The sequence below is a fragment of the uncultured Paracoccus sp. genome (genome assembly GCF_947496875.1).
Taxonomy (GTDB): Bacteria; Pseudomonadota; Alphaproteobacteria; order Rhodobacterales; family Rhodobacteraceae; genus Paracoccus.
The window spans coordinates 38,225-60,252 of sequence record NZ_CANMEH010000013.1 but is presented as its reverse complement, the minus strand read 5'-3'; the positions used below and the strand labels follow the sequence as shown (position 1 = coordinate 60,252).

Annotated in this window: 20 protein-coding genes; 14 read left to right on the top strand and 6 right to left on the bottom strand. The window is 61.7% G+C overall.

Annotated features, from left to right (window positions below; all coding sequences use genetic code 11):
- From Q0938_RS14385 to Q0938_RS14375, 3 genes are read right to left on the bottom strand one after another with little or no spacing between them, the layout of a single operon-like run.
- A complete protein-coding gene (locus Q0938_RS14385; protein ID WP_274557807.1) occupies nt 1-504 on the bottom strand; it encodes a biotin/lipoyl-containing protein in 504 nt (167 codons plus the stop codon).
- On the bottom strand, nt 504-1,973 hold the full coding sequence (locus Q0938_RS14380; protein ID WP_073068726.1) for a biotin carboxylase N-terminal domain-containing protein: 1,470 nt from the start codon (nt 1,971-1,973) through the stop codon (nt 504-506). Before Q0938_RS14380 ends, Q0938_RS14385 begins: the two co-directional genes overlap by 1 nt.
- Nucleotides 1,970-3,784, bottom strand: a complete 1,815-nt coding sequence (locus Q0938_RS14375; protein ID WP_073068727.1) for an acyclic terpene utilization AtuA family protein — start codon at nt 3,782-3,784, stop codon at nt 1,970-1,972. The genes Q0938_RS14380 and Q0938_RS14375 overlap by 4 nt, the downstream gene beginning before the upstream one ends.
- A 59-nt stretch (nt 3,785-3,843) precedes the next feature.
- On the opposite strand from Q0938_RS14375, the gene Q0938_RS14370 reads away from it, so the two are divergent.
- Genes Q0938_RS14370 through Q0938_RS14345 form a run of 6 tightly spaced genes read left to right on the top strand, consistent with a single transcriptional unit; the run spans nt 3,844 to nt 8,871 of the window.
- Nucleotides 3,844-5,100, top strand: coding sequence for an acyl-CoA dehydrogenase family protein (locus Q0938_RS14370; RefSeq protein WP_299363664.1), 1,257 nt, complete (start codon nt 3,844-3,846; stop codon nt 5,098-5,100).
- Between the two features lie 14 nt (nt 5,101-5,114).
- The gene (locus Q0938_RS14365) at nt 5,115-6,314 is read left to right on the top strand and encodes an acyl-CoA dehydrogenase family protein (RefSeq protein WP_047998027.1); all 1,200 of its coding nucleotides are present in this window, start codon (nt 5,115-5,117) and stop codon (nt 6,312-6,314) included.
- Between the two features lie 11 nt (nt 6,315-6,325).
- Nucleotides 6,326-7,180 (top strand): SDR family oxidoreductase, encoded by an 855-nt coding sequence (locus Q0938_RS14360; protein WP_073068731.1) that lies wholly within the window; start codon nt 6,326-6,328, stop codon nt 7,178-7,180.
- Nucleotides 7,164-7,976 carry an enoyl-CoA hydratase-related protein gene (locus Q0938_RS14355; RefSeq protein WP_299363661.1) on the top strand — a complete coding sequence of 271 codons (813 nt, stop codon included), beginning with the start codon at nt 7,164-7,166 and terminating at the stop codon, nt 7,974-7,976. Before Q0938_RS14360 ends, Q0938_RS14355 begins: the two co-directional genes overlap by 17 nt.
- A gap of 11 nt (nt 7,977-7,987) precedes the next feature.
- Nucleotides 7,988-8,470, top strand: coding sequence for a PaaI family thioesterase (locus Q0938_RS14350; protein ID WP_143794852.1), 483 nt, complete (start codon nt 7,988-7,990; stop codon nt 8,468-8,470).
- Nucleotides 8,467-8,871, top strand: a complete 405-nt coding sequence (locus Q0938_RS14345; RefSeq protein ID WP_234952118.1) for a PaaI family thioesterase — start codon at nt 8,467-8,469, stop codon at nt 8,869-8,871. The genes Q0938_RS14350 and Q0938_RS14345 overlap by 4 nt, the downstream gene beginning before the upstream one ends.
- 18 nt (nt 8,872-8,889) lie before the next feature.
- Here the strand turns inward: Q0938_RS14345 and Q0938_RS14340 are convergent, their stop codons facing one another.
- Nucleotides 8,890-10,233: a TetR family transcriptional regulator gene (locus Q0938_RS14340; protein ID WP_234952119.1), complete on the bottom strand. Its 1,344-nt coding sequence runs from the start codon at nt 10,231-10,233 to the stop codon at nt 8,890-8,892.
- A 103-nt stretch (nt 10,234-10,336) separates the two neighbouring features.
- On the opposite strand from Q0938_RS14340, the gene Q0938_RS14335 reads away from it, so the two are divergent.
- The 5 genes from Q0938_RS14335 (at nt 10,337) to Q0938_RS14315 (ending at nt 15,185) form a co-directional block, all read left to right on the top strand.
- The gene (locus Q0938_RS14335; protein ID WP_073068781.1) at nt 10,337-11,098 is read left to right on the top strand and encodes a glucose 1-dehydrogenase; all 762 of its coding nucleotides are present in this window, start codon (nt 10,337-10,339) and stop codon (nt 11,096-11,098) included.
- Nucleotides 11,099-11,240: 142 nt separating this feature from the next.
- Entirely contained in the window at nt 11,241-13,148 is a 1,908-nt protein-coding gene (locus tag Q0938_RS14330) for an AMP-binding protein (RefSeq protein WP_234952120.1), read from the top strand.
- Complete coding sequence (locus Q0938_RS14325; protein WP_073068759.1) at nt 13,145-13,999, top strand: SDR family oxidoreductase; 855 nt, start codon at nt 13,145-13,147, stop codon at nt 13,997-13,999. Before Q0938_RS14330 ends, Q0938_RS14325 begins: the two co-directional genes overlap by 4 nt.
- The gene (locus Q0938_RS14320; protein ID WP_073068762.1) at nt 13,983-14,708 is read left to right on the top strand and encodes a helix-turn-helix domain-containing protein; all 726 of its coding nucleotides are present in this window, start codon (nt 13,983-13,985) and stop codon (nt 14,706-14,708) included. Before Q0938_RS14325 ends, Q0938_RS14320 begins: the two co-directional genes overlap by 17 nt.
- A 21-nt stretch (nt 14,709-14,729) precedes the next feature.
- On the top strand, nt 14,730-15,185 hold the full coding sequence (locus Q0938_RS14315) for a PaaI family thioesterase (RefSeq protein WP_047998035.1): 456 nt from the start codon (nt 14,730-14,732) through the stop codon (nt 15,183-15,185).
- 21 nt (nt 15,186-15,206) lie between these two features.
- On the opposite strand, the gene Q0938_RS14310 is transcribed toward Q0938_RS14315, so the two are convergent.
- Together Q0938_RS14310 and Q0938_RS14305 are read right to left on the bottom strand one after the other, a co-directional pair.
- The gene (locus Q0938_RS14310; protein WP_073068763.1) at nt 15,207-16,727 is read right to left on the bottom strand and encodes an AMP-binding protein; all 1,521 of its coding nucleotides are present in this window, start codon (nt 16,725-16,727) and stop codon (nt 15,207-15,209) included.
- Between the two features lie 22 nt (nt 16,728-16,749).
- On the bottom strand, nt 16,750-18,783 hold the full coding sequence (locus tag Q0938_RS14305; RefSeq protein WP_073068765.1) for an NADPH-dependent 2,4-dienoyl-CoA reductase: 2,034 nt from the start codon (nt 18,781-18,783) through the stop codon (nt 16,750-16,752).
- 94 nt (nt 18,784-18,877) lie between these two features.
- Between Q0938_RS14305 and Q0938_RS14300 the strand changes: the two genes are divergently transcribed.
- From Q0938_RS14300 to Q0938_RS14290, 3 genes are read left to right on the top strand one after another with little or no spacing between them, the layout of a single operon-like run.
- Nucleotides 18,878-20,059, top strand: coding sequence for an acyl-CoA dehydrogenase family protein (locus Q0938_RS14300; RefSeq protein WP_047998036.1), 1,182 nt, complete (start codon nt 18,878-18,880; stop codon nt 20,057-20,059).
- Nucleotides 20,056-20,835 (top strand): enoyl-CoA hydratase/isomerase family protein, encoded by a 780-nt coding sequence (locus Q0938_RS14295; RefSeq protein ID WP_073068767.1) that lies wholly within the window; start codon nt 20,056-20,058, stop codon nt 20,833-20,835. Before Q0938_RS14300 ends, Q0938_RS14295 begins: the two co-directional genes overlap by 4 nt.
- A 7-nt stretch (nt 20,836-20,842) precedes the next feature.
- A complete protein-coding gene (locus Q0938_RS14290; RefSeq protein WP_047998038.1) occupies nt 20,843-22,003 on the top strand; it encodes an acyl-CoA dehydrogenase family protein in 1,161 nt (386 codons plus the stop codon).
- Nucleotides 22,004-22,028 lie beyond the last annotated feature (25 nt).

Below are 22,028 nucleotides of genomic sequence, written 5' to 3'. Positions count from 1 at the left end.
TCAGTCCTCCTGCGGGGTCAGTTGGGCAAGGACGGCCTTCAGGCCGAAACTGTCACCCGCGGTAAAAGGCATTTCGGCAACCACACCGTCGCGCGGCGCGGTCAGGGTGGTTTCAAGCTTCATGCTTTCGATGACCAGAAGCGGCTGGCCTTCTGTAACGGTGTCTCCGGGCTTAACCGCCACCGAAACGACGACCCCCGGCATCGGCGCCAACAGTCGATCACCCCCTGCAGCGCCCTCCCTGCCGGCAAGCCGGTCGTCGGGATCGACCCTCCCAACCTCGAAGGTGCGCCCGTTCAAATGTATGAAGGTAGATTCCGACCCGACCGCCAGCCGCAACTCATGCGCCCGCCCCCCGGTCCGCAGCACATGTGCGCCCGGCGCCCCGGTCGGGTCCAGTTGGCAGGGAACTGCGCCATCTGGCATGTTCAGGACAAAGCGGCTGCCATCATGGGTTAGCCAGCATTCGGCCTCATGGCCGGCGATCATGAATATTCTGCGCATCAGTTTCTCCACCCGCCCATCTTGCGGTGCATTTCGGGTATCTGCATCACGTCGGTCACCAGACGTTGATCAGACAGGGCCGCCGCCGCCATAAGCAGGGTGGATACATCCTCGCCCGGCGCGGTCAGCACATCCGCCTGTTCGGCTAGAAACCCGGTTGAAACATCGCCCGACGCAAAATCGGGATGTGCAAGGATCGCGTCCAGATAGCCGGTGTTGGTCGTCACCCCGAGGATGACGTAATTCTGCACGGCGTTCCGCGCACGGGCGATGGCCTGTGCGCGATCTGCCCCATGCACGATCAGTTTGGACAGCATCGGGTCGAAATCGGTCGTGACCTTGCCGCCGTCCAGAATGCCGCTGTCTACCCGGACGCCCTCGCCTTGGGGTTCGTCCAGCAGCAGGATATCCCCAATCGCGGGCCGGAAATCGGCCGTCGCGTCCTCGGCACAGATGCGCAGCTCGATCGAATGGCCGGTCTGCCGAATATCCGACTGCGCCGCGCTCAGCCCCTCGCCCGCCGCGATGCGCAACTGTTCGGCGACCAGATCGAAGCCCGTCACCATCTCGGTCACCGGATGTTCGACCTGAAGGCGGGTGTTCATTTCGAGAAAGTAGAAGGCCCCGTCCTGCGCATAGATGAACTCGACGGTTCCGGCACCCCGATAGTTGACGGCGCGCGCAATTCCGGCGGCGGTTTCGCAGATTTCCAGACGTTGCTCGGGCGAGAGCGCGGGCGAGGGCGTTTCCTCGATGATCTTCTGGAACCGGCGCTGGATCGAGCATTCCCGCTCCCAGAAATGCACCACGTTGCCCTGTCCGTCGCCCATCACCTGCACCTCGATATGGCGCGGGCGCTCGATATAGCGTTCGACGAACAGACGACCGTCGCCGAAGTACCGCTGGCCTTCGCGGCGGGCGGTTTCGATCTCGGTTTTCAACGTGCTGTCCTCGCGCACGATGCGCATCCCCTTACCGCCGCCGCCCGCCGAGGGTTTGATGAGAAGCGGATAGCCCAGGGTGCGGGCGCGTTCGACGAATGTCGTGGGGTCGTCATCCTCGATCGCCGAGGGGGCGATGGGAAAGCCGCGCGCCTCGACAAAGGCGCGCGCGCGGACCTTGTCGCCCATTAGGTCGATGACCTCGGAGGTCGGGCCGACAAATGTCACACCGGCCTCTTCCAGCGCCGCGACGAAACCGGCATTCTCCGACAGAAAGCCGTAGCCGGGATGCACCGCATTAGCTCCGATCTTTCTTGCGGCCGCAACGATCTGCGAAATATCGAGATAAGCCGCTACAGGCGTTGGGCCGTCGATCATCACAACCTCATCCGCGATCAGATGGGCCGGCCCCTCTTGTTCGGCGACGTGGCGCAACACGGCCGTTGCAAGGCCGCGGGCCTTGGCGGTGCGCAACACGCGCGCCGCGATTTCACCCCGATTGGCGACCAGGAGTTTTGAAATAGTCATGGTATTACCCTCTTGTTCGGGTCCGGGGTGTTCAGCCCGTCGCGCGCGGCCAGGTCGGCCGGCACGGGAATTTCGATATCCAGCAGCATCTGGGCAAACCCCTTGCCTTGCGGATCGATGCGGACCGAGGCGATGCCGCCCCCGCCCAGCGATTCATGCAGGAGGAAATTCAGCGAATGGCTTCCCGGCAGGTCGAATCGCTCGACCTTGCCTTCGCAGACATGGGAGAAATAGTCTTTTACCACCTCTTCGCTGAGAGCCGACCGGATAAAAGGCAGGTAGTCTGGCTTGCGCGCCAGGATACCGATATTGGCGACATCCCCCTTGTCGCCCGACCGTCCCCAGGCCAGATCGACGAGGCGCACCTTGACCGCGTCCGGACCGGGCTCGCGGCTATCTGCAGGCGGTGCGGCAGGCGGATCAAGATGGACTGGCTTGGTGGCCACGGTGAAGGGCACATCGCTGCCGTCGACCTCGACTGCGACGGGGGTGTCGGCCTTGTCCTGCAGGAACGAGAACAGCCGCACCACCGGCTGCACCTTGGGCCGCCCGGCAAAGAACCCGGTCAGCCCCTGCGCGGTCGAGATGGCCATCGGTGCGATCTCGCCAGCGAAGATGTTGAGCGCGGCGCGGTCGTCATGGATCGCGCCGATCTTGAGCACAACTTCGCGCGTCTGGGCGCGGGCGTTCGCGCCATAGGCGGCCTCGGCGCCCAACACTTCGACGTTGACCTGCCGGAAATCGCCCAGGTTGCGGTTGCGGAGAATCCGGCGGCAGCGGGTCAGGATCGCCTCGGCCACGCGTTCGGCCTTGGCGGGTGCGTCAATCGCGGCTAGTGTCAGGGTGGAAACAGCGCGCCAGCCATCGGCATGGGTCGCCGACACCTTGTAGCTTCCGGTACGCCCGAGACCCTTGCCGCCTTTGACCAACACCCGATCCGTCCCGACCTGGTCCAGCGTGACCTGCGACCAGTCGCAGATCACGTCGGGCAGAAGGTAAGCGCGCGGATCGCCGATTTCATAGAGCATCTGCTCTCCGACCGACCCGGGCACGACCAGCCCGCCCGTGTCTGGTGTTTTGGTCATGACAAAACTGCCGTCTTCGGAGACCTCGACAATGGGCATCCCCATGTCGTCCCAGCCCGAAACGTCCTGCCAGTCCGTGAAATTGCCGCCGGTCCCTTGGGGGCCGCACTCGATCAAATGGCCCGCCAACGATCCCTGGCTGAGCTTGTCCCAATCATCGTCGCCCCAGCCGAATTCATGCATCAGGGGCCCAAGCGCCACCGCGCTGTCGGCGCAGCGCCCGGTGATCACGATGTCGGCCCCGGCATCCAGCGCCGCCGCGATTGGGCGGGCGCCCAGATAGGCGTTCATGCTCCAGATATCGTCGGGAAACGCGACGCCCGAGAACATCTCCGTCTGACCACCGGCGCGGATATCGTCGGCCCGCGCCGACAAATCATCGCCCAGCACAACACCGATGGACACATCTATCCCGGCCTCGGCGGCGACTTTAGCCAGCGTATCGCGGCAGCCACGCGGGTTCACACCCCCGGCGTTGGCAACGACCTTGATCCCCTTGGCCTTGATTTCCGGCAACCAGGGCGCCAGCGCCGTAACGAAATCCGGCGCATAACCCGCATCGGGCGACTTGGCGCGGGCTCGCGCCATCAGCGACATCGTCACTTCGGCCAGATAGTCGAACACCAGATAGTCGATCTCGCCTTTGGAGACCAGTTGACCGATCGCTTCAGGCGTATCGCCCCAGAATCCCGATGCGCACCCGATGCGCAGTTTTCGATCCGACATGTGCGTTTTCCTCCCACTTGATCAGCGGCCTTGAAATATTTTCTAACATATGTTTGATTTTGGTCAACGCTGCAGATAACTACTTTTGGGAGGATGAAGAAATGACAACTCAGAGTGAGGCTATCTCGGCTGATCTGGCGGCCATCAGGGCAAATTATTCGCTGACCGATGAGCAGCGCCAGATCGTCGATCACGTGGCGCGGGTGTCCCGCGAGGTTCTTCACCCGCTACAGGCACGCATGGACCAAGAAGATTGGTGGCCTGACGATCTTTTCAAGCAGATGGGCGAACTTGGCCTTCTGGGAATCACGGCCCCGGAGGCTTTGGGCGGATCGGGCCAGAACGAGTTTACCCAGGCGCTGGTGTCGGAGGTGATTTCGAAGTGGAACCCCGCCGTCGGCCTGTCGCATGGCGCGCATGACAACCTGTGTCTGAACAACCTGCTGCGCAACGGCTCCGAAGCGCAGGTGAAAAAATATGTGCCGGGGTTGTGTTCGGGTGACCTGGTCGGGGGGCTAGGGCTGACCGAGCCCGGCGCGGGATCCGATGCGCTTGGCTCCATGGCCACCACCGCTCGTCGTGATGGCGACGACTATGTCATCAACGGCTCGAAAATCTACATCACCAACGGACCGATTGCCGATGTGATCCTGCTCTATGCCAAGACCGACAAATCCAAAGGCGCCAAGGGCATTTCCGCCTTCATCATCGAAACCGACAATCCCGGCTTCAAAGTGGCGCAGAAACTGGACAAGATGGGCTTTCGCGGCTCGCCTACAGGCGAGCTGGTATTCGAGGACTGTCGCGTTCCGGCCTCGGCCATGCTGGGGGTCGAAAACTCCGGCGTTGCAGTGGTGATGAGCGGGCTTGATCTAGAACGAGCGATGGTCGCTTCGGTCTGCGTCGGCATGGCCGAACGCGCGCTTGAACTGGGTCTGGAATACGCGAAGATGCGCGAACAGTTCGGCAAGCCGATCGCCAGTTTCCAGATGATGCAGTCGAAACTGGCAGAGATCTACACCGAGGTCGAAACCGCTCGGGCCTTCAGTTATCGGGCCTTGGCGGCCTGTGTCGGCTTGCCGAAGGGTGCAGGGGGTCGCGGTGAGATCCACAAGCTGACCGCGGCCGCCTGCCTTTACGCGGGAGAGGCCTTCAACAAGGCCGTCACCGAAGCCTGCCACATCCACGGCGGCTCGGGCTACATGCAGGACACCGAGATCAACCGGCTGTTCCGCGCCAACAAGCTGCTGGAGATCGGCGCGGGCACCAGCGAAGTGCGCAAGATCATCATCGCCGAAGAACTTTTGCGCGCCTGAGGGGGGACGAGACCATGAATAAGCAACTGCGCAACGACATCAATCTTCCGACACATTTCATGACAGACGAACAGCAGGCATTGGCCGATCAGGCCGGAAAGTTCTTCTTTTCCGAGTTCCACCACCTGAACGCGGAGATGGACGACACCGACGACCTGCCGCCTTCGGTCTTTCCCAAGCTGGGCGAAATGGGCTATCTCGGCCTCAACGTTCCGCCGGAATTCGGCGGCGCGGGGCTCGACTTCACCTCGGCCTGCATCATCACCGAACAGCTGTCGCGCGCCTCGGCGGCCATCGGGTTGACCCATGTCGCGCATGACAACCTGTGCGTCAACAACATCTACCGAAACGCCAATGACGATCTGCGCCGCAAGTATCTGCCCGGCCTGTGCAACGGCACCCTGGTGGGCGCGCTTGGCCTGACCGAACCGGGCGCCGGGTCGGACGCGCTCGGCTCGATGAGGACCACGGCGAAGAAGGATGGCGATGACTATATCCTGAACGGCACCAAGATATACATCACCAACGGGCCGATTGCCGACTTGGTGCTGGTCTATGCCAAGACCTCGCCCGAAAAGGGCGCCAAGGGCATTTCCGCCTTCATCGTCGAAACCGACACGCCCGGCTTCAAGGTGGCGCAGAAGCTCAACAAGATGGGTTTTCGCGGCTCGCCCACTGGCGAGCTGGTGTTCGAGGATTGCCGGGTGCCTGCGAAGAACATGGTTGGCAAGCTGGACGGCGGCGTTGCGGTGACAATGTCGGGGCTGGACCTGGAGCGCGCCATCGTCTGCTTCAATGCCCTGGGGATTGCGCAGCGGGCGCTGGATATTTCCATCGATTACGCCAAGACGCGGCAGCAGTTCGGCAAGCCGATCGCCAGTTTCCAGATGGTGCAGGCGATGCTGGCCGACATGTATACCCAGATCGAGGCGGCGCGCAGCCTGTCGCTGAAGACGGCCGCCATGTGCGAGGGGCTGGAAGAGGGCGAAGGCGGACGCGGCGAGATCCACAAGCTGACCGCTGCGGCGATCTTCAAGACCGCCGCGGCGACGTCCTTCGTGCTGGACAAGGCGGTGCAGATCCACGGGGGTTCGGGCTACATGCGTGATACCGAAGTGAACCGCCTCTACCGCACCGGACGTGTGCTGGAGGTCGGCGCGGGCACCCAGGAGGTGCGCAAGCTGATCATCGCCGGCGAACTGCTGAAAAACTGAGGGGGCAGAACATGAGCGAAGAAGAAGCACGGCGTTACGCGCCGGATCTCATGGCGGGCCAGGTGGCTCTGGTCACCGGATCCGGCTCGGGGATGGGCCGGGCCACGGCCCTGGAAATGGCTTCCTGCGGGGCCAGGCTGGCACTGTTCGCGCGCCGCGAAGAGCCGCTGCAGGAGACCGCCGAGATGATCCGCGCGGCGGGTGGCGAGGCCCTTGTCGTGCCCGGCGACACCCGTGACGCGAATAGTATCGAAATAGCGATGGAGCGCATCAAGGACCATTACGGGCGGCTTGATGTTCTGGTGAACAACGCGGGCGGCCAGTATATAGCTGCCGCGCGCGACATCACCAACAAGGGCTTCGAGGCCGTGATCCGCAACAACCTGATCGGATCGTGGCAGATGACACGCGCCGTGGCCGATCATTTCATGTACGAGAACGGCGGCTCCATCGTCTTTGTCACCGCCATTTCAGCGCGCACCGCGCTCACCGGTTTCACCCATACCGTCGCCGCCCGCGCGGGCGTGACGGGCATGATGAAAACGTTGGCCGCCGAATGGGGCGAATACGGGATCCGGCTGAACTGCGTCGCGCCGGGAACGATCAAGACAGAGGCGCTTGGCCGCTATCCTATTCCGCCGGAACGCTGGAAGGAGCTTAACCGCTCGGTCCTGAACCGGATGGGCGCGGCGGAGGACATCGCCGGGACGATCATTTTCCTCGCATCCAGATTGGGGAATTTCATGACCGGCGAAGACATCTATGTAGACGGCGGGGAAACCTTGCACATGGGTCACGATGCCCGTGACATGATAAACCCTGATATGTTCGAGAAACGCGCACGAGGAGATGGAAGAAATGAGTAACCCTCCCGTCCTTCTGAATATCTCCGATAGGATCGCCACGGTTACGTTGAACGATCCAGAACGTCGTAATCCGATCACCGGCAACGAGATGATCGCGTCCCTTCTTGAGATATTCGCGAAAGTTCAGGCGGACCCGCAAGTTAGCGTCATGATCCTGACCGGCGCGGATCCGGCCTTTTGCGCCGGCGGCGACATCAAGGAAATGAATGACCCCGACAGTATCTTTCGCAAGGAACCGCTTGCGGCAGCGCAGAGCTATGTCGATGGGGTGCAGCGGTTGCCTTTGGCGCTGTACAACCTCGATGTTCCGACCATAGCAGCGGTCAACGGCGCGGCGGTCGGCGCGGGATGCGACCTGACGATGATGTGCGATATGCGCGTCGCCTCGGACAAGGCGCGGTTCGGCGAAGTCTTTTTGAACCTCGGAATCATCCCGGGCGATGCGGGCAGCTGGTTCATGCTGCGCCGTCTGGGCCATCAGAAAGCTGCCGATCTGACCTTCTCGGGCCGCATGATCGATGCCGCCGAGGCCCTGGAAATGGGAATGGTGCTGGAGGTCGTGCCGCATGACCAGTTGATGGACCGCGCCCTCGATCGCGCCGCCGTCATCGCATCGAAGCCGCCGCGCGCGGTGCGGATCGCAAAGCGTCTGATGCGCAATGCCGAACGAATGGATCTACCAGATTTCCTGAATTCCGCGGCGGCCTATCAGGCGCTCATGCATCAGACTGAAGACCACCACGAGGCGGTTGCTGCCTATATCGAAAAAAGAAAACCGAGCTTCACGGGTCGCTAAAGGAAGATCGCATGTCCGGTATAGCTCAGAAAAAAATCGAGCAGATCGCCCAGATGTGGAATGAGCGCGGCAACGGTTTGATTACCCATATGGCGCTCGAGATTGAGGAGGTTTCGACCCAAGGCGTGCAAGTTCGAATGCCGTTCAACCCCGAGTTCTGCGTGGATAGGGAACAAACACTACTTCATGGTGGTATCCTGACCGCTCTTCTGGACAGTGTGTTCGGTCTTGCGAACTTTGTGGCCATCGAGGGTGTCAGCACGATGGCAACGCTTGACCTCAGGGTTGATTACCTGCGGCCTGCTCGATCGCGCGCGGACGTTATCGTTCGCGCGCATTGTTTTCGAAAAACCCGCCATATTGCCTTCGATTCGGGCAGTATCTGGTTTGATGGCCATGAGAATGCGGAAATTGCACGTGGAGTCGCATCATTCGCATTGACCCGTGGAGACTCCAGCCTGTTTGACGCGTTGGAAAAAGGAGATCCATCGTGATCAACTTGCAAGCCGTCAATGCAAATGTATCCCGCGTGCCGTTCTTCCGTTTTCTCAACTTTGAGGTTCAGAGCGTGGACAGCTGCCACGCCGAAACCGAGATGACCTTTGTAGAACGCCACATCGGAAACCCAGTCATGGACTACTACCATGGCGGGATCATCGCGAGCCTCATGGAAGCGACCGCCGCTATCGCAGTTCATCCCGATTTCGCGGACGTTCCGGCAAAGCCGATCAATCTGACCGTCGATTACCTCCGACCTGGCGTGAAGGGATCGCTTTATGCCCGTGCTAATGTTACCCGCAAGGGCAAGCGGATGGCGAGCGTCAGCGTTACCACATGGCAGACGGACCGGGAAAAGACGGTTGCGGAAGGGCTGTACCACTTCCTTCTGGTTTGATCGCAATGGCTGCGCTCATCAGGCTCGCGCGACGTTCTCCCTGTCGCAGATCCCTTCAAGAAGCAGCGTGATGAGCATGCCAGAGAACTCAGACAATGAAAGATACCCCGAGCTTCCCTCCTTGTTGGGATCAAACCATTCCACCGTCCAGTTCAAGGCGCCCAACATCACCTGGCGCAGAGGGACAATCTTGATGTCAGATCTTATGGCATCGGCCTCTTGCGCTTCGCGAAGAACCCTGTCCCAGAGATGCCCATACTCATGACGAATACCCCTGTGTCTCTTCCTTAAATGATTGGGCAGCATCCCATAGCTTCTGATGTTCGCAGACGTGAATTCGCTTGCCTCGAAGAGAAAATGTAAATGCGTCCAAATCGCAGTTGCGATCCTAGCATGATGGTCGATTGGCGCATAAAATTCTTGGACTGCTGCGGTGACCCCAGATAGCAAATCGCTCAAGCCGGCGTTCAGAACCTCGTCCACTATCGCGTCTTTGGATTTGAAATGGTAATAGACGCTGCCCGCCTTCATATCCGCTTCATCCGCGATCTGTCTTAGCGTGGTCGCCTTGTACCCTTTGTCTCTAAGAACGCGCGCCGCGGCCCTCAGGATTTCGGCGCGGGTTTTTGCGGCCTTGCCGATGGTGTCTTGCTCTTCAACAGAAGCGGCTACGTCGCCCGCCTTCTGGCCGTCTACGTCAGCCCGGTGACTGGGACACATACCGTCAAGTATCAGTTTGCTCATACGTTCTGCGAGGATATGAACCGGATACTGATCCACTTTATACCATTCGACGGTCCAGTTCATGGCGCTCAATATGAACTGCCGGATCGCCGTAACGGAAATGTCGTTTCTCAAGGTGCCATAGTCTTTGGCATCCTGCAGAAAGCTGCTCCATACCCCGGCATAGGAGGCACGCAACTCACGGTGTGGGGCGCGCGCTTCATCCGACAGCATCGGATAGTTCCGGATATTGGCGGAAGTGAAGTCGCTGTCGGTCAGAAGATAGGTCAGGTGGGTTTCGATAAGCAAAGCGAAGGTCTTGCGAAATTCTTCGGGGCGCTGCTTCGTCGCGCGGACGATTTCGCAGACCTTCTCGTAAAGCTGCCGCACACCAAGTTCGAGAACCTCGCTCAAAATCTGGTCCTTGGATTGGAAATGATAGTAGATGCTTCCGGCTTCTATCCCTGATCCATGGGCAATGTCGCGCATCGTCGTCGCGTAAAAGCCATCGTGCCGAAAAAGTCGGGCAGCCGTAGCGAGGACGTCCCCCCGCGTCCTTTCGGACTTGCTCAGGTCATCTTCGATTTTATCGACCACATCGAGTCCTCGCATCATCCGCGATCGATACTTGTCGCCCATAAGGATGTCCATTGCAATAAATCTGACAGGTGTTAGAATGTATGAAAGGACGCCTCGAATCAAGTTCTTTGCGAAGGTGTTAGCGGCAGAGGAGGACATCCATATGCGAGGATTAAATGGAAAACGTGTCATCGTGACGGGTGGCGGCAGCGGAATCGGGCGCGCGGTGTGCGAACGTTTCGGCGAAGAAGGTGCCGAGGTTGCGATCTTCGATATGAATGAAGGCGGCGCGCAGGAAACGGCCCGTCTGATCCAGAGCGGCGGAGGAAAAGCCCAAGCTTACAAGGTGGACATCACCGACCGGGCTGAGGTGGACAAGGCTGTGGCCGCGTTCGAGGCTGGTGGTCCGATCGACGTGCTGGTGAACAACGCCGGCTGGGATGTGATAAAACCGTTCCTCGACAGCGATGCGGATCTGTGGAAAAAGGTCATCGACATCAACCTTTATGGTCCGCTGAACATGCACCACGCGGTGTTGCCCGGCATGGTCAATAACGGCGGGGGCCGCGTGGTCAACATCGCCTCCGACGCCGGCCGTGTCGGGTCTTCGGGCGAAGCCGTTTATTCGGCTTGCAAGGGCGGCATCATCTCGTTCACCAAAACCGTGGCGCGGGAACTGGCGCGCAAGGGCATTCAGTTGAACGCTGTCGCCCCCGGCCCGACCGATACGCCGCTGTTTGCTCAGGTTGCCGAGGGCGAGGCCGGTCAAAAGATCGCCGAGGGTCTCAAGCGGGCGATTCCGATGAAGCGTCTGGCGCAGCCGACGGATTATCCTGGCATCATCTGCTTCCTGTCGTCCGACGACGCCGGTTTCATCACCGGCCAGGTGATCTCGGTTTCCGGCGGCTTGTCGATGCACGGTTGACCGTGGGCGGGAGTGCCTGTCACAAGGTATTGCCGTCACGCCGTGTCCAGGGTTACCTCCCCGACTGGCCGCGCCAAATGCGCGGCCCTTTTTCCTTGTAGAAAGGTGGCGGATGTTTCAGCCAGACACTGACATTCAGCGATTGAGCACGCTGACCGCTTTTCTGAAAGACTGCGGCATTGACAGTTACGAGGATCTTGTCCGCCGCGCCATTGAGGAGCCGGATTGGTTCTGGGGCCGGATCATTGACCATGCCGGTATACGGTTCGGCAAGCCGCACACGGTGCTGCGGGATATTTCCGATGGGCCTGAATCGATCAGATGGGCCGTCGGAGCCACTCTGAATCTGACAGAAACCTGTCTCGACGCACGAATTCACGAAGGTCTTGGCGAAGAAACTGCGATCGACTGGGTCGGCGAAGACGGAAGCCGCCGCCGATGGACCTATTCCGAACTTGTCGCCGAAGCCGCCCGCGTCGCCTCGGCCCTTGACGCGCGCGGGGTGCAGCCTGGTCAGGCGGTGGGCATCTACATGCCGATGATCCCCGAAATCGAGGCTGCGCTGCTGGGTATTGCCCGGCTGGGCGCGGTCGCGGTGCCGCTGTTTTCCGGCTTTGCGCCTCATGCGATCATATCGCGCCTGAAGGATGCGGGTGCCGTGGCGGTGCTGACGGCGGATGCCTCACCCAGACGCGGCAAGCCGGTCTGGATGGAGGCGGTGCTGGCCGAAGCCCTGACCGAGGTGCCTTCCGTTCATACCGTGTTCAGCCTGCGGCGGTTCGGCGGCGCGGTGGCCGATCCGGCCCGCGATCTCGACTGGACCGAAGCTTTGGGCGCCGCCGACCCGGATTTCGCAGCGGTTGCCGTCAAGGCCGAGGACCCTTTCCTCATCGCCTATACCTCGGGCACGACAGGCCGGCCCAAGGGCGTTGTGCATACCCATCTCGGGGTGCAGGCCAAGGCAACGGCGGATATCCTGCTGTGCCTCGACATGAAACGCGATGACCGCCACCTGTGGATGACCGACATGGGCTGGGTGATGGGGCCGCTCACCCTGCTATCGGTGCTGCTGTCCGGCGCCACGCTGGTGCTGGCCGAGGGCGCGCCCTCTATCCCCGGCGATCCCTTCAGGCTGTTGCGCATTGCGTCCGAGATGCAGGTGACCCACATCGGCGTTGCCCCCACGCTGGTGCGGCAATTCATGACGCAAAGCCCCGAGCCACTTTTGGCCTATGACTTGGCACGCCTGCGCATCGTCGCCTCGACCGGCGAGCCCTGGACGGAAGAGGCCTGGCTCTGGCAACTCGACCATATCTGCCGACGCCGCGCTGTGCCGCTGAACATTTCCGGTGGAACCGAACTGTTCGGCGCGATCCTGACCTCAACTGTGCTGCACGAAATCAAGCAGGGCGGTTTTTCGGCCCAGGCCCTGGGTGTGGGCGCGCGCGTACTGCGCGAGGATGGCCACGAGGCCGCGCCGGGCGAGGTGGGCGAACTGGTCGTGACCCAGCCGCCTCTGGGGCTGACCCCGGCGATCTGGGACGACCGCGAGCGGTATCTCGAAACCTACTGGTCCACCTATCCCGGCATCTGGCGGCACGGCGACTGGGTGCGCCGCGACCCTGACGGCACCTGGTATATCCTCGGCCGCTCGGACGACACGCTGAACATCGCCGGTAAACGCATCGGCCCGCCCGAGATCGAGGCGGCGCTGACCGGGACCGGCGAGGTGGTGGACGCCGCCGCCATCGCCGCGCCCGACGATATCAAGGGGGTGGCCGTGGTCTGTATCTGCGTCGCGGCGCCGGGGGTGTCGCCCAATGCGACGCTTGTCGAACGGCTCAAGGACCGGGTGGGCGAGGTCGTGTCGAAACCCTTCCGCCCGCGCGAGATCCATTTCGTCGAGGCATTGCCCAAGACCCGCACCATGAAGACGATGCGCCGGATCGTGCGCGCGGCCTTCCTTGGCGAGAATCCGGGCGATCTGTCGTCGATCAGCAACCCGAAAACGATCCAGCCCATTGCAGACCTGCGAAAGGATAAGACATGATCACCGTTTTCGGAGCCACCGGCACCACCGGCGCCCCCCTTGTCGACACGCTTCTGACCAAGGGCGCGACCGTGCGCGCTGTCACCAGCAACCCCGCAAGTCTGGACGCTCTGAAGGCCAAGGGATGCGAGGCCGTCGTCGCGAGTTTCACCGATCCCGCCGCGCTGGCGCGGGCCTGTAACGGGGCAGAAAAGATATACCTGGTCACGCCTGCCCATCTGGACATGCGCCAGTGGAAGGCGAACGTGATCGAGGCCGCCAAGGCCTCGGGCGTGCGCCATGTCGTTCTGGCCACCGGGCTGGGTGCGTCGCCCAAGGCGGGGCTGACTTTTGGAAAGTGGCACTCCGAAACCCAGGAGCTGCTGAAGCAGGGCGGGCTTGACTGGACGTTCGTCCAGCCGACCTATTTCATGCAGAACCTGTTCTGGCAGACCAGCAACATTGCCAAGAACGGGGTGTACCACGATGATCTGGGTGGCCCTGTAGCCTGGATCGACGCCCGCGACATCGCGGATGTCGCCGCCGAGACACTGACCGCCCCGGGATTTGAGGGCAAGTGTCTTGGGCTGACCGGCCCCGAAGCGCTAACCGGCGATGACATCGCGGCCCTTTTGTCCGAAGTGACAGGGCGAAATGTCACCTGTGCCCCCCTGTCGGCCGAGGATGCGAAAGCGGCCATGGTGGCTGGCGGGATGCAGGATGAGGTCGCCGGAGCCATGGTCGAACTGGCCTCCATAGCGCCTAAGGGCTACCTTGCCGGCATCGAGACAACGGTCAGCGACGTGTTGGGCCGCCCGGCCCGTCGATTTACCGACTTCATCGCTGAGAACCGGGATGCGTTCGTCCAGTGACCTGGCGGCGGCGCCGCTTTATCTTGAAATGGCGCCGCCCCTGAACGCAGCGTCCCAGATCAACCATCTTTTTGTGTTCCGCGATATGGGTGTACTGAGCGGACGTGGAAGCGGGCGGTTCGCGACCGACCTCTTTACCCTTTCGATAACGTGCGACGACAGCGGCGGGGCGCGCGGATCGATGGCACCACCGCGCCCGGGTTTCACGCCCCGCCTAATGCCATTCCATGGTGTCGTGGCCGGGCTACGGCTGTCGTCAAGACCGGAGCGTTTGCCCGAGGCCGAGGAAATGAAACCGTTGGCTTCAGCTCTGGCGCGCGTTCAGCAGAGCGACGAGGCGCTGCCGTTGTTGGTCACTATGCTCGACGAACTTGCAAAGTGTCTGCGTTTTGCCGCGTCACCCGGGCTGTGCAGTGCCCGGACGGAACGACGTAAGGTCCGAGAGGAAACCAGCGTGTCACGACGGCGACTCGCTGCCTCACGGCGCTTTCGGAGGTTGCTTGGACAACTCGCGACGCAGACCGTGTCCCTGACAGATCTGGCGCTGGATGCCGGATATTACGATCAACCTCATATGTCCGCCGCCTGCCGTGCCTTTGCAGGAAAACCACCCCGCGCACTTCGCTTACAGGCGGCACAGTGCGGTTTTGGCCGTTCGCTACAAGATGCGCGCCTCAAGGATCGGCTAATCTTGGTCATCAATGAATGAAATTCAGGAGGGCAGCACGCCATGACGCCATTCGAACCGAAAAATCCTGCCTATGACGCACGCGTACGCGACAGTTTCAATCGACAGAATGTGATGCGCACGCTTGGGATCAGGATTGCCGATCTTACCCCCGGACATATCGTCCTAGAGATGGCCCACAGTGCTGATTTCACCCAACAGCATGGGTTTCTGCATGCCGGAGTCGTTTCGACCGCGCTCGACAGTGCGTGCGGCTATGCCGGTTTTTCGCTGATGCCCGCCGATGCCGCGGTGTTGACGGTGGAATTCAAGATCAACCTGCTCAACCCGGCGGACGGCGAACGGTTTCGCTTCGTTGCCGACGTGGTGAAACCGGGAAGGAACCTGACCATCTGCGAGGCACGCGCCTATGCCACCAAGGGAGGACAGGAAAAGCTGGTCGCGACGATGACCGCGACGCTGATGGCGCTGGTGGGGCGGACGGGCGTGGCGGGGTGAGGGCCGGGCACCGGGCGAGGGTCAGACCTTCAACCGGGCTTCGAGGGCATGCCGCTGGACCTTTCCGCTGGTCGATCTGGGGAAATCGTCGAATGCGATGAAAAGCAGCTCGCGCGGGCGTTTGTAGCCTGCCAGACTTTCGCGGCACAAATTCATCAGTGCATCCGCATCCGGTCGGTCATTGCCGCAGGCGACAAAGGCCACCGGGGCTTCGCCCCATTTCGCGTCGAACGCCCGCACCACCGCCGCTTCGACAACAGACGGATGCGCCAGAAGCACGCGCTCGATTTCCGCCGGATAGACGTTCTCGCCGCCGGTCTTGATCAGGTATTTCACCCTGTCCACAAAGTCGATCGTGCCATCGGGATTGCGCCGGAACAGATCGCCCATGTGGAAGAACCCGTTGCGAAAGTCTCGGGCATTGGTGGCGTTGGCGTTCCAGTAGCCAGAGAACAGCGTCGGGCCGCGCATCGCCATTTCACCGGGCGTTCCGTCGGGAACGTCGCGGTCTTCAGGGTCAACCAGCCGGACCTCGCAGAATGCGCTGATCCGTTTGGACAGTTTTTCGGGTATGACACCGGGCGCGATCAGACCCGCGGTGCCAGGCGGCAAGCCGGTTTCGGTCGCCCCGAAGGAATTCAGGAAGGGCGTATCCAGAAGGCTGGTCAACTCCGCGATCTGATGTGGAGGCACCAGATCAGCCATCGCGCCGCAGACCTTGATCCCTTTCACCGGCAGCGGGTTGGCGCGCCGCTCGGCGATGAAGGCATCCAACGCGCCCGGCATCATCACGAACCAGCCGATACTGTGGCGTGACAGCGCCTCATTGATGACGGCAGGTTGCAACCCGTCCACCATCACCACCGTGCCGCCGCGCAAGATCGTCGCCAGCGCATGATCGGTGGACGCCATGTGAAACATGGGCGCCCAGGCGATGAAGCCCTCGCCGGGATCGAGCGCCAGTTGCGCCGCGAGGACCATGGATCTAGCGATATGGGCGCGGTGGCTGATCAGCGCCCCCTTGGGTCGGCCTGTCGTCCCCGATGTGTAAAGGATCGTCAGCCCGGCCTCGGGATCCTCCACCAGGGTTCCGGTGCGCGGATCTGGTTTGGCCCCAGCGATGGCCGCGTCCAGATCCGGCCCGATCTCCATGCATCGGGTAGCGGAGACCGCATGATACGCGCCGCGCAGGCCGGGTTCGACCAGCGCCAGAACCGGCTCGACCAGGTCGATGCAATGCCGCAGTTCATTCGGCGCAAGCCGCCAGTTCAGGCAGGCGACGATTGCGCCGATCCCCGCAGCGGCCAGTTCGGTTTCAAGATATTCCGCCCGGTTGTGGGACAGGATCGCGATCCTGTCTCCGGGCGTGACGCCTCTCGCCAGAAAGACGGCGGCCAGACGATCAACCCGCTCCAGCAACTCGGCGTAGGTCTGCCGTTTGCGACCGTCCTCGACGGCAAGAACCCTGGCACTGTCCTGCGCGCGGCTTCGAAAGATCGAATACAGATCGGTGCGTCCTGCGCGAAAAACCTCTGGCTGCATCGCATCCTCCCCTCATGCCAATTCAAAGACCCTGCGCCAAACGCACCCCTTCATCAATGGCGCGCAGCGCGTCAAGCTCCGCCGCCTCTTTTGCCCCGCCGATCATCGTGACGGTGACTCCGCGCCCGGCGAGGGCCTCGGCCAGCGCCCGCTCTGGCTCCTGCCCGGTGCACAGCACGATTGTATCGGCGGCGATGACCTTTGGCTTTCCGTCCATGAGGATATGCAGCCCCGCGTCGTCGATACGGTCATAGACCACGCCGCCCATGGCCTCGACCCCGTGTTTGCGCAGCGCGTTGCGCAGGATCCAGCCCGTGGAGACGCCAAGCCCTGCCCCCGGTTTCGAGGTTTTTCGCTGAAGCATGACCACCTTGCGACGCGAAGGTTTCGGTGCCAGCGGATCGCCCGCAAGACCGCCCGACGCGGCGAATGTCGGGTCTACGCCCCATGTCTCGCAGAATGCGTTGGTGCTGTGGACCTCTGCCGATCCGGTCACGAGGAATTCGGCCACGTCATGGCCGATGCCGCCTGCCCCCATCACCACGACGTTGTCACCCGCAGCACGTTCGCCGGACAGGATCTCGGCATAGGTGGCAACGCTCGGATGGTCCACGCCCGGCAGATCGGGAATGCGCGGCGTGACCCCTGTGGCGATCACTACATGGTCGAAACCGGTCAGATCATCCAGACCGGCCCGCTGCCCCAGGCGCAGCGTGACGCCGTGTTTGTGCATCTGGCCGGAATAATAGCGCAGGGTTTCGTCGAACTCGTCCTTGCCCGGCGCCGCACGCGCCAGGTTCAATTGACCGCCCAGCCTGTCATGGGCTTCGAACAAGGTGACGACATGGCCCAGCCGTGCCGCCTCGGCCGCCGTGGCCATGCCCGCGGCGCCGCCGCCGACAACCGCCACCTTCCGGGGTGAATCTGTCGGCGTGTCCCGGAATTCGGTTTCGCGGCCTGCCCGAGGGTTGACCAGACAGCTCACCGGCCGGTCGGAAAAGATAAAATCCAGACAGGCTTGGTTGCAGGCGATGCAGGTGTTGATCTCGTCCGCGCGGCCCTCGCGCACCTTCTTGACGAAATGCGGGTCGGCCAGAAAGGGCCGGGCCATCGAGATCATGTCTGCCTCGCCAGAGGCAAGGATGTCCTCGGCCATTGCGGGCGTGTTGATCCGGTTCGAGGCGACCACAGGAATGGACACTGCGGCCTTCACATTGGCCGCCGCCTGCCGCCAGGCACCTCGCGGAACCGGATAAGCAATCGTCGGCACGCGCGCTTCGTGCCAACCGATGCCGGTGTTCAGAATATCCGCCCCCGCCGCCTCGATCTTGCGCGCCAGTGCCGCAATTTCATCGGCAGGCGCGCCGCCCTCGACCAGATCAGCCGCCGAAATTCGGTAGATGACAAGGAAATCCGGCCCGCATTGGTCTCGCACGGCGCGCACGATCTCGACCGGAAAGCGATGTCGGTTCTCGGCGCTGCCGCCCCAGTCGTCTTCACGCGTGTTGGTATGCGTGACAGTGAATTCGTTGATGAGGTATCCTTCGGAACCCATGATCTCGACGCCATCGAACCCCGCGGCCTGGGCGTTGGCTGCGGCTTTGGCGAAATCTGCAATGGTGCGGCGAATATCGGCGTCGGTCATCTCACGCGGGATGAAACGGTTGATCGGCGCGCGAATCGGTGATGGCGCCACGCAGCCCTCGATTTTTGCGTAGCGTCCGGCATGAAGCAACTGCGCGCAGAACAGGCTGCCTTCGGCTTGGACCGCCTCGCAGATCGGACGCAGGTGCATGGCCTCGTCCGGGTCATCGATTCGCGGACCTTCCGGATCGAACAGCCCCTCGGCATTGGGAGAAAACCCTCCGGTGACCAGAATCGCCGCCTCCCCCCGGGCCCGTTCAGCGTAGAACGCGATCTGTTTGGAAATGCCATCGGGCTCGGTTTCCAGCCGTGTGTGCATCGACCCCATGATGATCCGGTTTCGCACCATGTGTGTGCCTGCGCGGATGGGCGAAAGCAGGTTTCCGAAGCTTTCCCTTTGCGTGTTTCCCATTGTGAACATCCTCCTCAAATCTTTGCTTGACCTATATTCTAACATTCGTTAGGTTTTTGGGAAGAGTATATTTCGGTCACGGGGAGGAGCGCCGATGCAATTCCAGCCAACAGAGGATCAAAAGGCGTTTCGCGAAACCGCCAAGCGATTCGCCACTGAAAAACTGGCGCCCAGCTATCAGGAGCGCGCAAGCGGCCACACGTTTGACCGAGCGCTGATCCGCGACATGGGCGCGCTTGGACTAATTGGTGCCGATCTGCCGGAGGAATTCGGCGGACTTGGCGAAAGTTCGGTTACTTCCGGGCTGATCGTCGAGGAAATCGCCTATGCCGATTTCAACGCAAGCTATGTTCAGCTCCTCGGCTCTCTCATGGGGGGGATGGTGGCCAAGCATGCTTCCCAGGAGATCGCTTCGGAATGGGTGCCCAAGGTAGTCTCGGGGGAGGCCGTCATTGGCTTGGGCCTGACCGAACCGCGCGGCGGTTCGGACGCGGCGAACCTGATCCTCAAGGCCACGAAGTCCGGCAACGGCTGGCGGCTGAACGGCGAGAAGACCTCGATGAGCTTTGCATCCCAAGCCGATGCGGCGGTAGTCTTTGCGCGTACCGGCGATCCGGACGGAGGCTCACGCGGGGTCAGCGCGTTTTTTGTCGATCTGAACCAGGAGGGCATCAAGCGTACCCATTTCGACGACATCGGCACCAAGCCGGTCGGACGCGGATCAGTGTTTTTCGACGATGTGTTTGTGCCGGCCGAAAGCATGATGGCCGAACAGGACCGCGCTTTCGGCACGATCATGGCGGGGTTCGACTATTCCCGCGCGCTGATAGGACTGGAATGCCTGGGCGCGGCACAGGCATCGGTGGACGAAACCTGGGCCTATGTCCGGGAACGCGAGGCGTTCGGCGCCCCCATCGTGCAATATCAGGGCGTCAGCTTCCCGCTGGCAGAGGCCGAGACGCAACTTACCATGATGCGGCAGCTTTGTTATTACACGCTGGATCTGCGCGACCGCGGCCTGCCCCATACCTCCGAGGCGGCGATGTGCAAGTGGTATCTGCCCAAGACCGCCTGCGAGATCATTCACCAGTGTCTGATCCTGCACGGGCATTACGGATACACCACCGACCTGCCCCATCATCAGCGTTACAACGACGTGCTCGGTCTGCAGATTGGCGACGGCACCGCGCAGATCCAGAAGCTGGTGATTGCCCGCGAGAAGGTCGGGCGGCTGGCGCTGCAGTATGACAAGAAGGCGAAGGGAGTAGCGAAATGAGCGCTCCCGTCGCCGTAACCATCGAAGGTAGCGTCGGCATCATCGAGCTGGCTCGACCAGAGAAGTTCAATTGCTTGTCGCTCAAGGTGCATGAATGCATTTCGAACGCGCGCGCCAGGTTCGAGGCCGAACGGAATGTTCGGTCGATCCTGATCCGGGCACAGGGCAAACATTTTTGCACCGGAGCCGATCTGACTGAGGTGAAGGGCAAACTGAACGATCCCGCCGCGCTGGACCATTTCGTCGCCTTTGGCATGAACAACCTGCGCGCACTCGAATCCTCCTCCCTCCCTGTCGTAGTGGCAGTGCAGGGCTTGTGTTTGGCCGGCGGGGTCGAACTAATGCTAGCATGTGACGTGTGTTTCGGAGCCGAGACGGCGCAGTTCGGCGATCAACATGCGCAATTTGGTCTGATACCCGGCTGGGGCGGTTCGCAGCGTCTGACGCGGCTGATGGGACAACGCCGGGCGCTTGACTTGATGTTTTCGGCTCGCTGGCTGAAGGCCGAGGAGGCCAAAGAGGCGGGTTTGGTCAATTACATCGTGCCGGATGCGGATCTGCACAAGTCCGCGCTGGAATACTGCCAAAAGATCGCGACCCGGTCGCGTCCCGGTATCGCCGAGATGAAGCGGCTGGCACGGGAAGGTGCGGACTTGGGCATCGACCAGCAAATGCGGCTGGAGCGTGACGCCGCCGTGCGCGCGTTGCCCAGTGATGACGTGGCCGAGGGGCTCGACGCATTCGAGAACCGGCGCGCCCCCGAATTCAAGACTTGAGGAAAACATGGAATTCACTTTGAACGACGAACAACGCCAGATCTACGAATACGGCGGTCAGTTGGCGCAAGAATTCGACAACGATTATTGGCTGCGGCATGCCCGGAAACATGAATTTCCCAGGGACATGTTCCAAAAGATTGCCGATGACGGCTTTCTGGGCATCATGGTTCCCGAAGAATACGGCGGTGCCGGGCTTGGCATGACCGAGATGGCCCTGTTCATGGAAGGCACGGCCAATCACGGCATTCCGCTGCTGATGATGGTGGTCGGCCCGACCATGTCGCTGGCCCATATCGCCAGCCACGGCACCGAGTTCCACAAGAAAGAGCTGCTTCCAGCCGCCTGCCGGGGCGAAATCCAGTTCTGTTTCGCGATCACCGAACCGGGGGCCGGGTCGAACACGATGAAGTCCACCACGCTGGCCAAGCGCCGGGGCAACCGGTTCAGCCTGACGGGGGAAAAGACCTTCATCACCGGGGCCGATGTGTCCGACTATTGCCTGGTTGTGGCGCGGACCAAGCCGCACACCGAGGTCAGCCGCAAGACCGACGGGTTCACCCTTTTTGCCGTGGACCTGAAAAAGAAGGGCGTCGCGCAACAACGGGTGAAGATCTCGATCCCCTTGCCCGAAGAACAGTGGACCCTGTTTTTCGACGAGGTGGATCTGGGTCCCGAGGACGTGGTCGGCGAAGTGGACGAAGGGTTTTCCATCCTGTTCGACAGCCTCAACCCCGAGCGCATCATCCTGGCCGCACTATGCTGCGGCATCGGCCGCTTCGCCCTGAACAAAGGTGTGGCCTATGCGTCCGAACGCAATGTCTTCGGTCAACCCATCGGGGCGCACCAGGGTGTGCAGCACCCGATGGCCAAGGCCTACACCGCCATTGAAATGGCCAGCCTGATGACCCGTCGCGCCGCGTGGGAGTTCGACAACAAGCTGCCCGCGGGGGCCTCGTCGAACATGGCCAAATACTTCGCCGCCGAAGCCGGGATCGAAGCGGTGGACGCCGCACTGCAGGCGCATGGCGGATCGGGTTTCACCGAGGATACCGGACTCTACGAGATGTATCCGCTGGTGCGCCTGTTGCGTACGGCACCCGTGAACCGCGAGCTGTGCCTGAGCTTCATCGGCGAAAAGGTCATGGGTCTGCCGCGGTCCTATTGATCGCCCGGCCGGGAATGGAGGATAA

What these genes read in the sequence shown, in the direction of transcription:
- Q0938_RS14325 (WP_073068759.1), top strand. Translation starts at nt 13,145, where the DNA reads ATGATCACCGTTTTCGGAGCCACCGGCACCACCGGCGCCCCCCTTGTC.
- Q0938_RS14335 (WP_073068781.1), top strand. Translation starts at nt 10,337, where the DNA reads ATGCGAGGATTAAATGGAAAACGTGTCATCGTGACGGGTGGCGGCAGC.
- Q0938_RS14310 (WP_073068763.1), bottom strand. Translation starts at nt 16,727, where the DNA reads ATGCAGCCAGAGGTTTTTCGCGCAGGACGCACCGATCTGTATTCGATC.
- Q0938_RS14315 (WP_047998035.1), top strand. Translation starts at nt 14,730, where the DNA reads ATGACGCCATTCGAACCGAAAAATCCTGCCTATGACGCACGCGTACGC.
- Q0938_RS14360 (WP_073068731.1), top strand. Translation starts at nt 6,326, where the DNA reads ATGAGCGAAGAAGAAGCACGGCGTTACGCGCCGGATCTCATGGCGGGC.
- Q0938_RS14305 (WP_073068765.1), bottom strand. Translation starts at nt 18,783, where the DNA reads ATGGGAAACACGCAAAGGGAAAGCTTCGGAAACCTGCTTTCGCCCATC.
- Q0938_RS14355 (WP_299363661.1), top strand. Translation starts at nt 7,164, where the DNA reads ATGGAAGAAATGAGTAACCCTCCCGTCCTTCTGAATATCTCCGATAGG.
- Q0938_RS14365 (WP_047998027.1), top strand. Translation starts at nt 5,115, where the DNA reads ATGAATAAGCAACTGCGCAACGACATCAATCTTCCGACACATTTCATG.
- Q0938_RS14340 (WP_234952119.1), bottom strand. Translation starts at nt 10,233, where the DNA reads ATGGGCGACAAGTATCGATCGCGGATGATGCGAGGACTCGATGTGGTC.
- Q0938_RS14385 (WP_274557807.1), bottom strand. Translation starts at nt 504, where the DNA reads ATGCGCAGAATATTCATGATCGCCGGCCATGAGGCCGAATGCTGGCTA.
- Q0938_RS14375 (WP_073068727.1), bottom strand. Translation starts at nt 3,784, where the DNA reads ATGTCGGATCGAAAACTGCGCATCGGGTGCGCATCGGGATTCTGGGGC.
- Q0938_RS14380 (WP_073068726.1), bottom strand. Translation starts at nt 1,973, where the DNA reads ATGACTATTTCAAAACTCCTGGTCGCCAATCGGGGTGAAATCGCGGCG.
- Q0938_RS14295 (WP_073068767.1), top strand. Translation starts at nt 20,056, where the DNA reads ATGAGCGCTCCCGTCGCCGTAACCATCGAAGGTAGCGTCGGCATCATC.
- Q0938_RS14350 (WP_143794852.1), top strand. Translation starts at nt 7,988, where the DNA reads ATGTCCGGTATAGCTCAGAAAAAAATCGAGCAGATCGCCCAGATGTGG.
- Q0938_RS14300 (WP_047998036.1), top strand. Translation starts at nt 18,878, where the DNA reads ATGCAATTCCAGCCAACAGAGGATCAAAAGGCGTTTCGCGAAACCGCC.
- Q0938_RS14290 (WP_047998038.1), top strand. Translation starts at nt 20,843, where the DNA reads ATGGAATTCACTTTGAACGACGAACAACGCCAGATCTACGAATACGGC.
- Q0938_RS14320 (WP_073068762.1), top strand. Translation starts at nt 13,983, where the DNA reads ATGCGTTCGTCCAGTGACCTGGCGGCGGCGCCGCTTTATCTTGAAATG.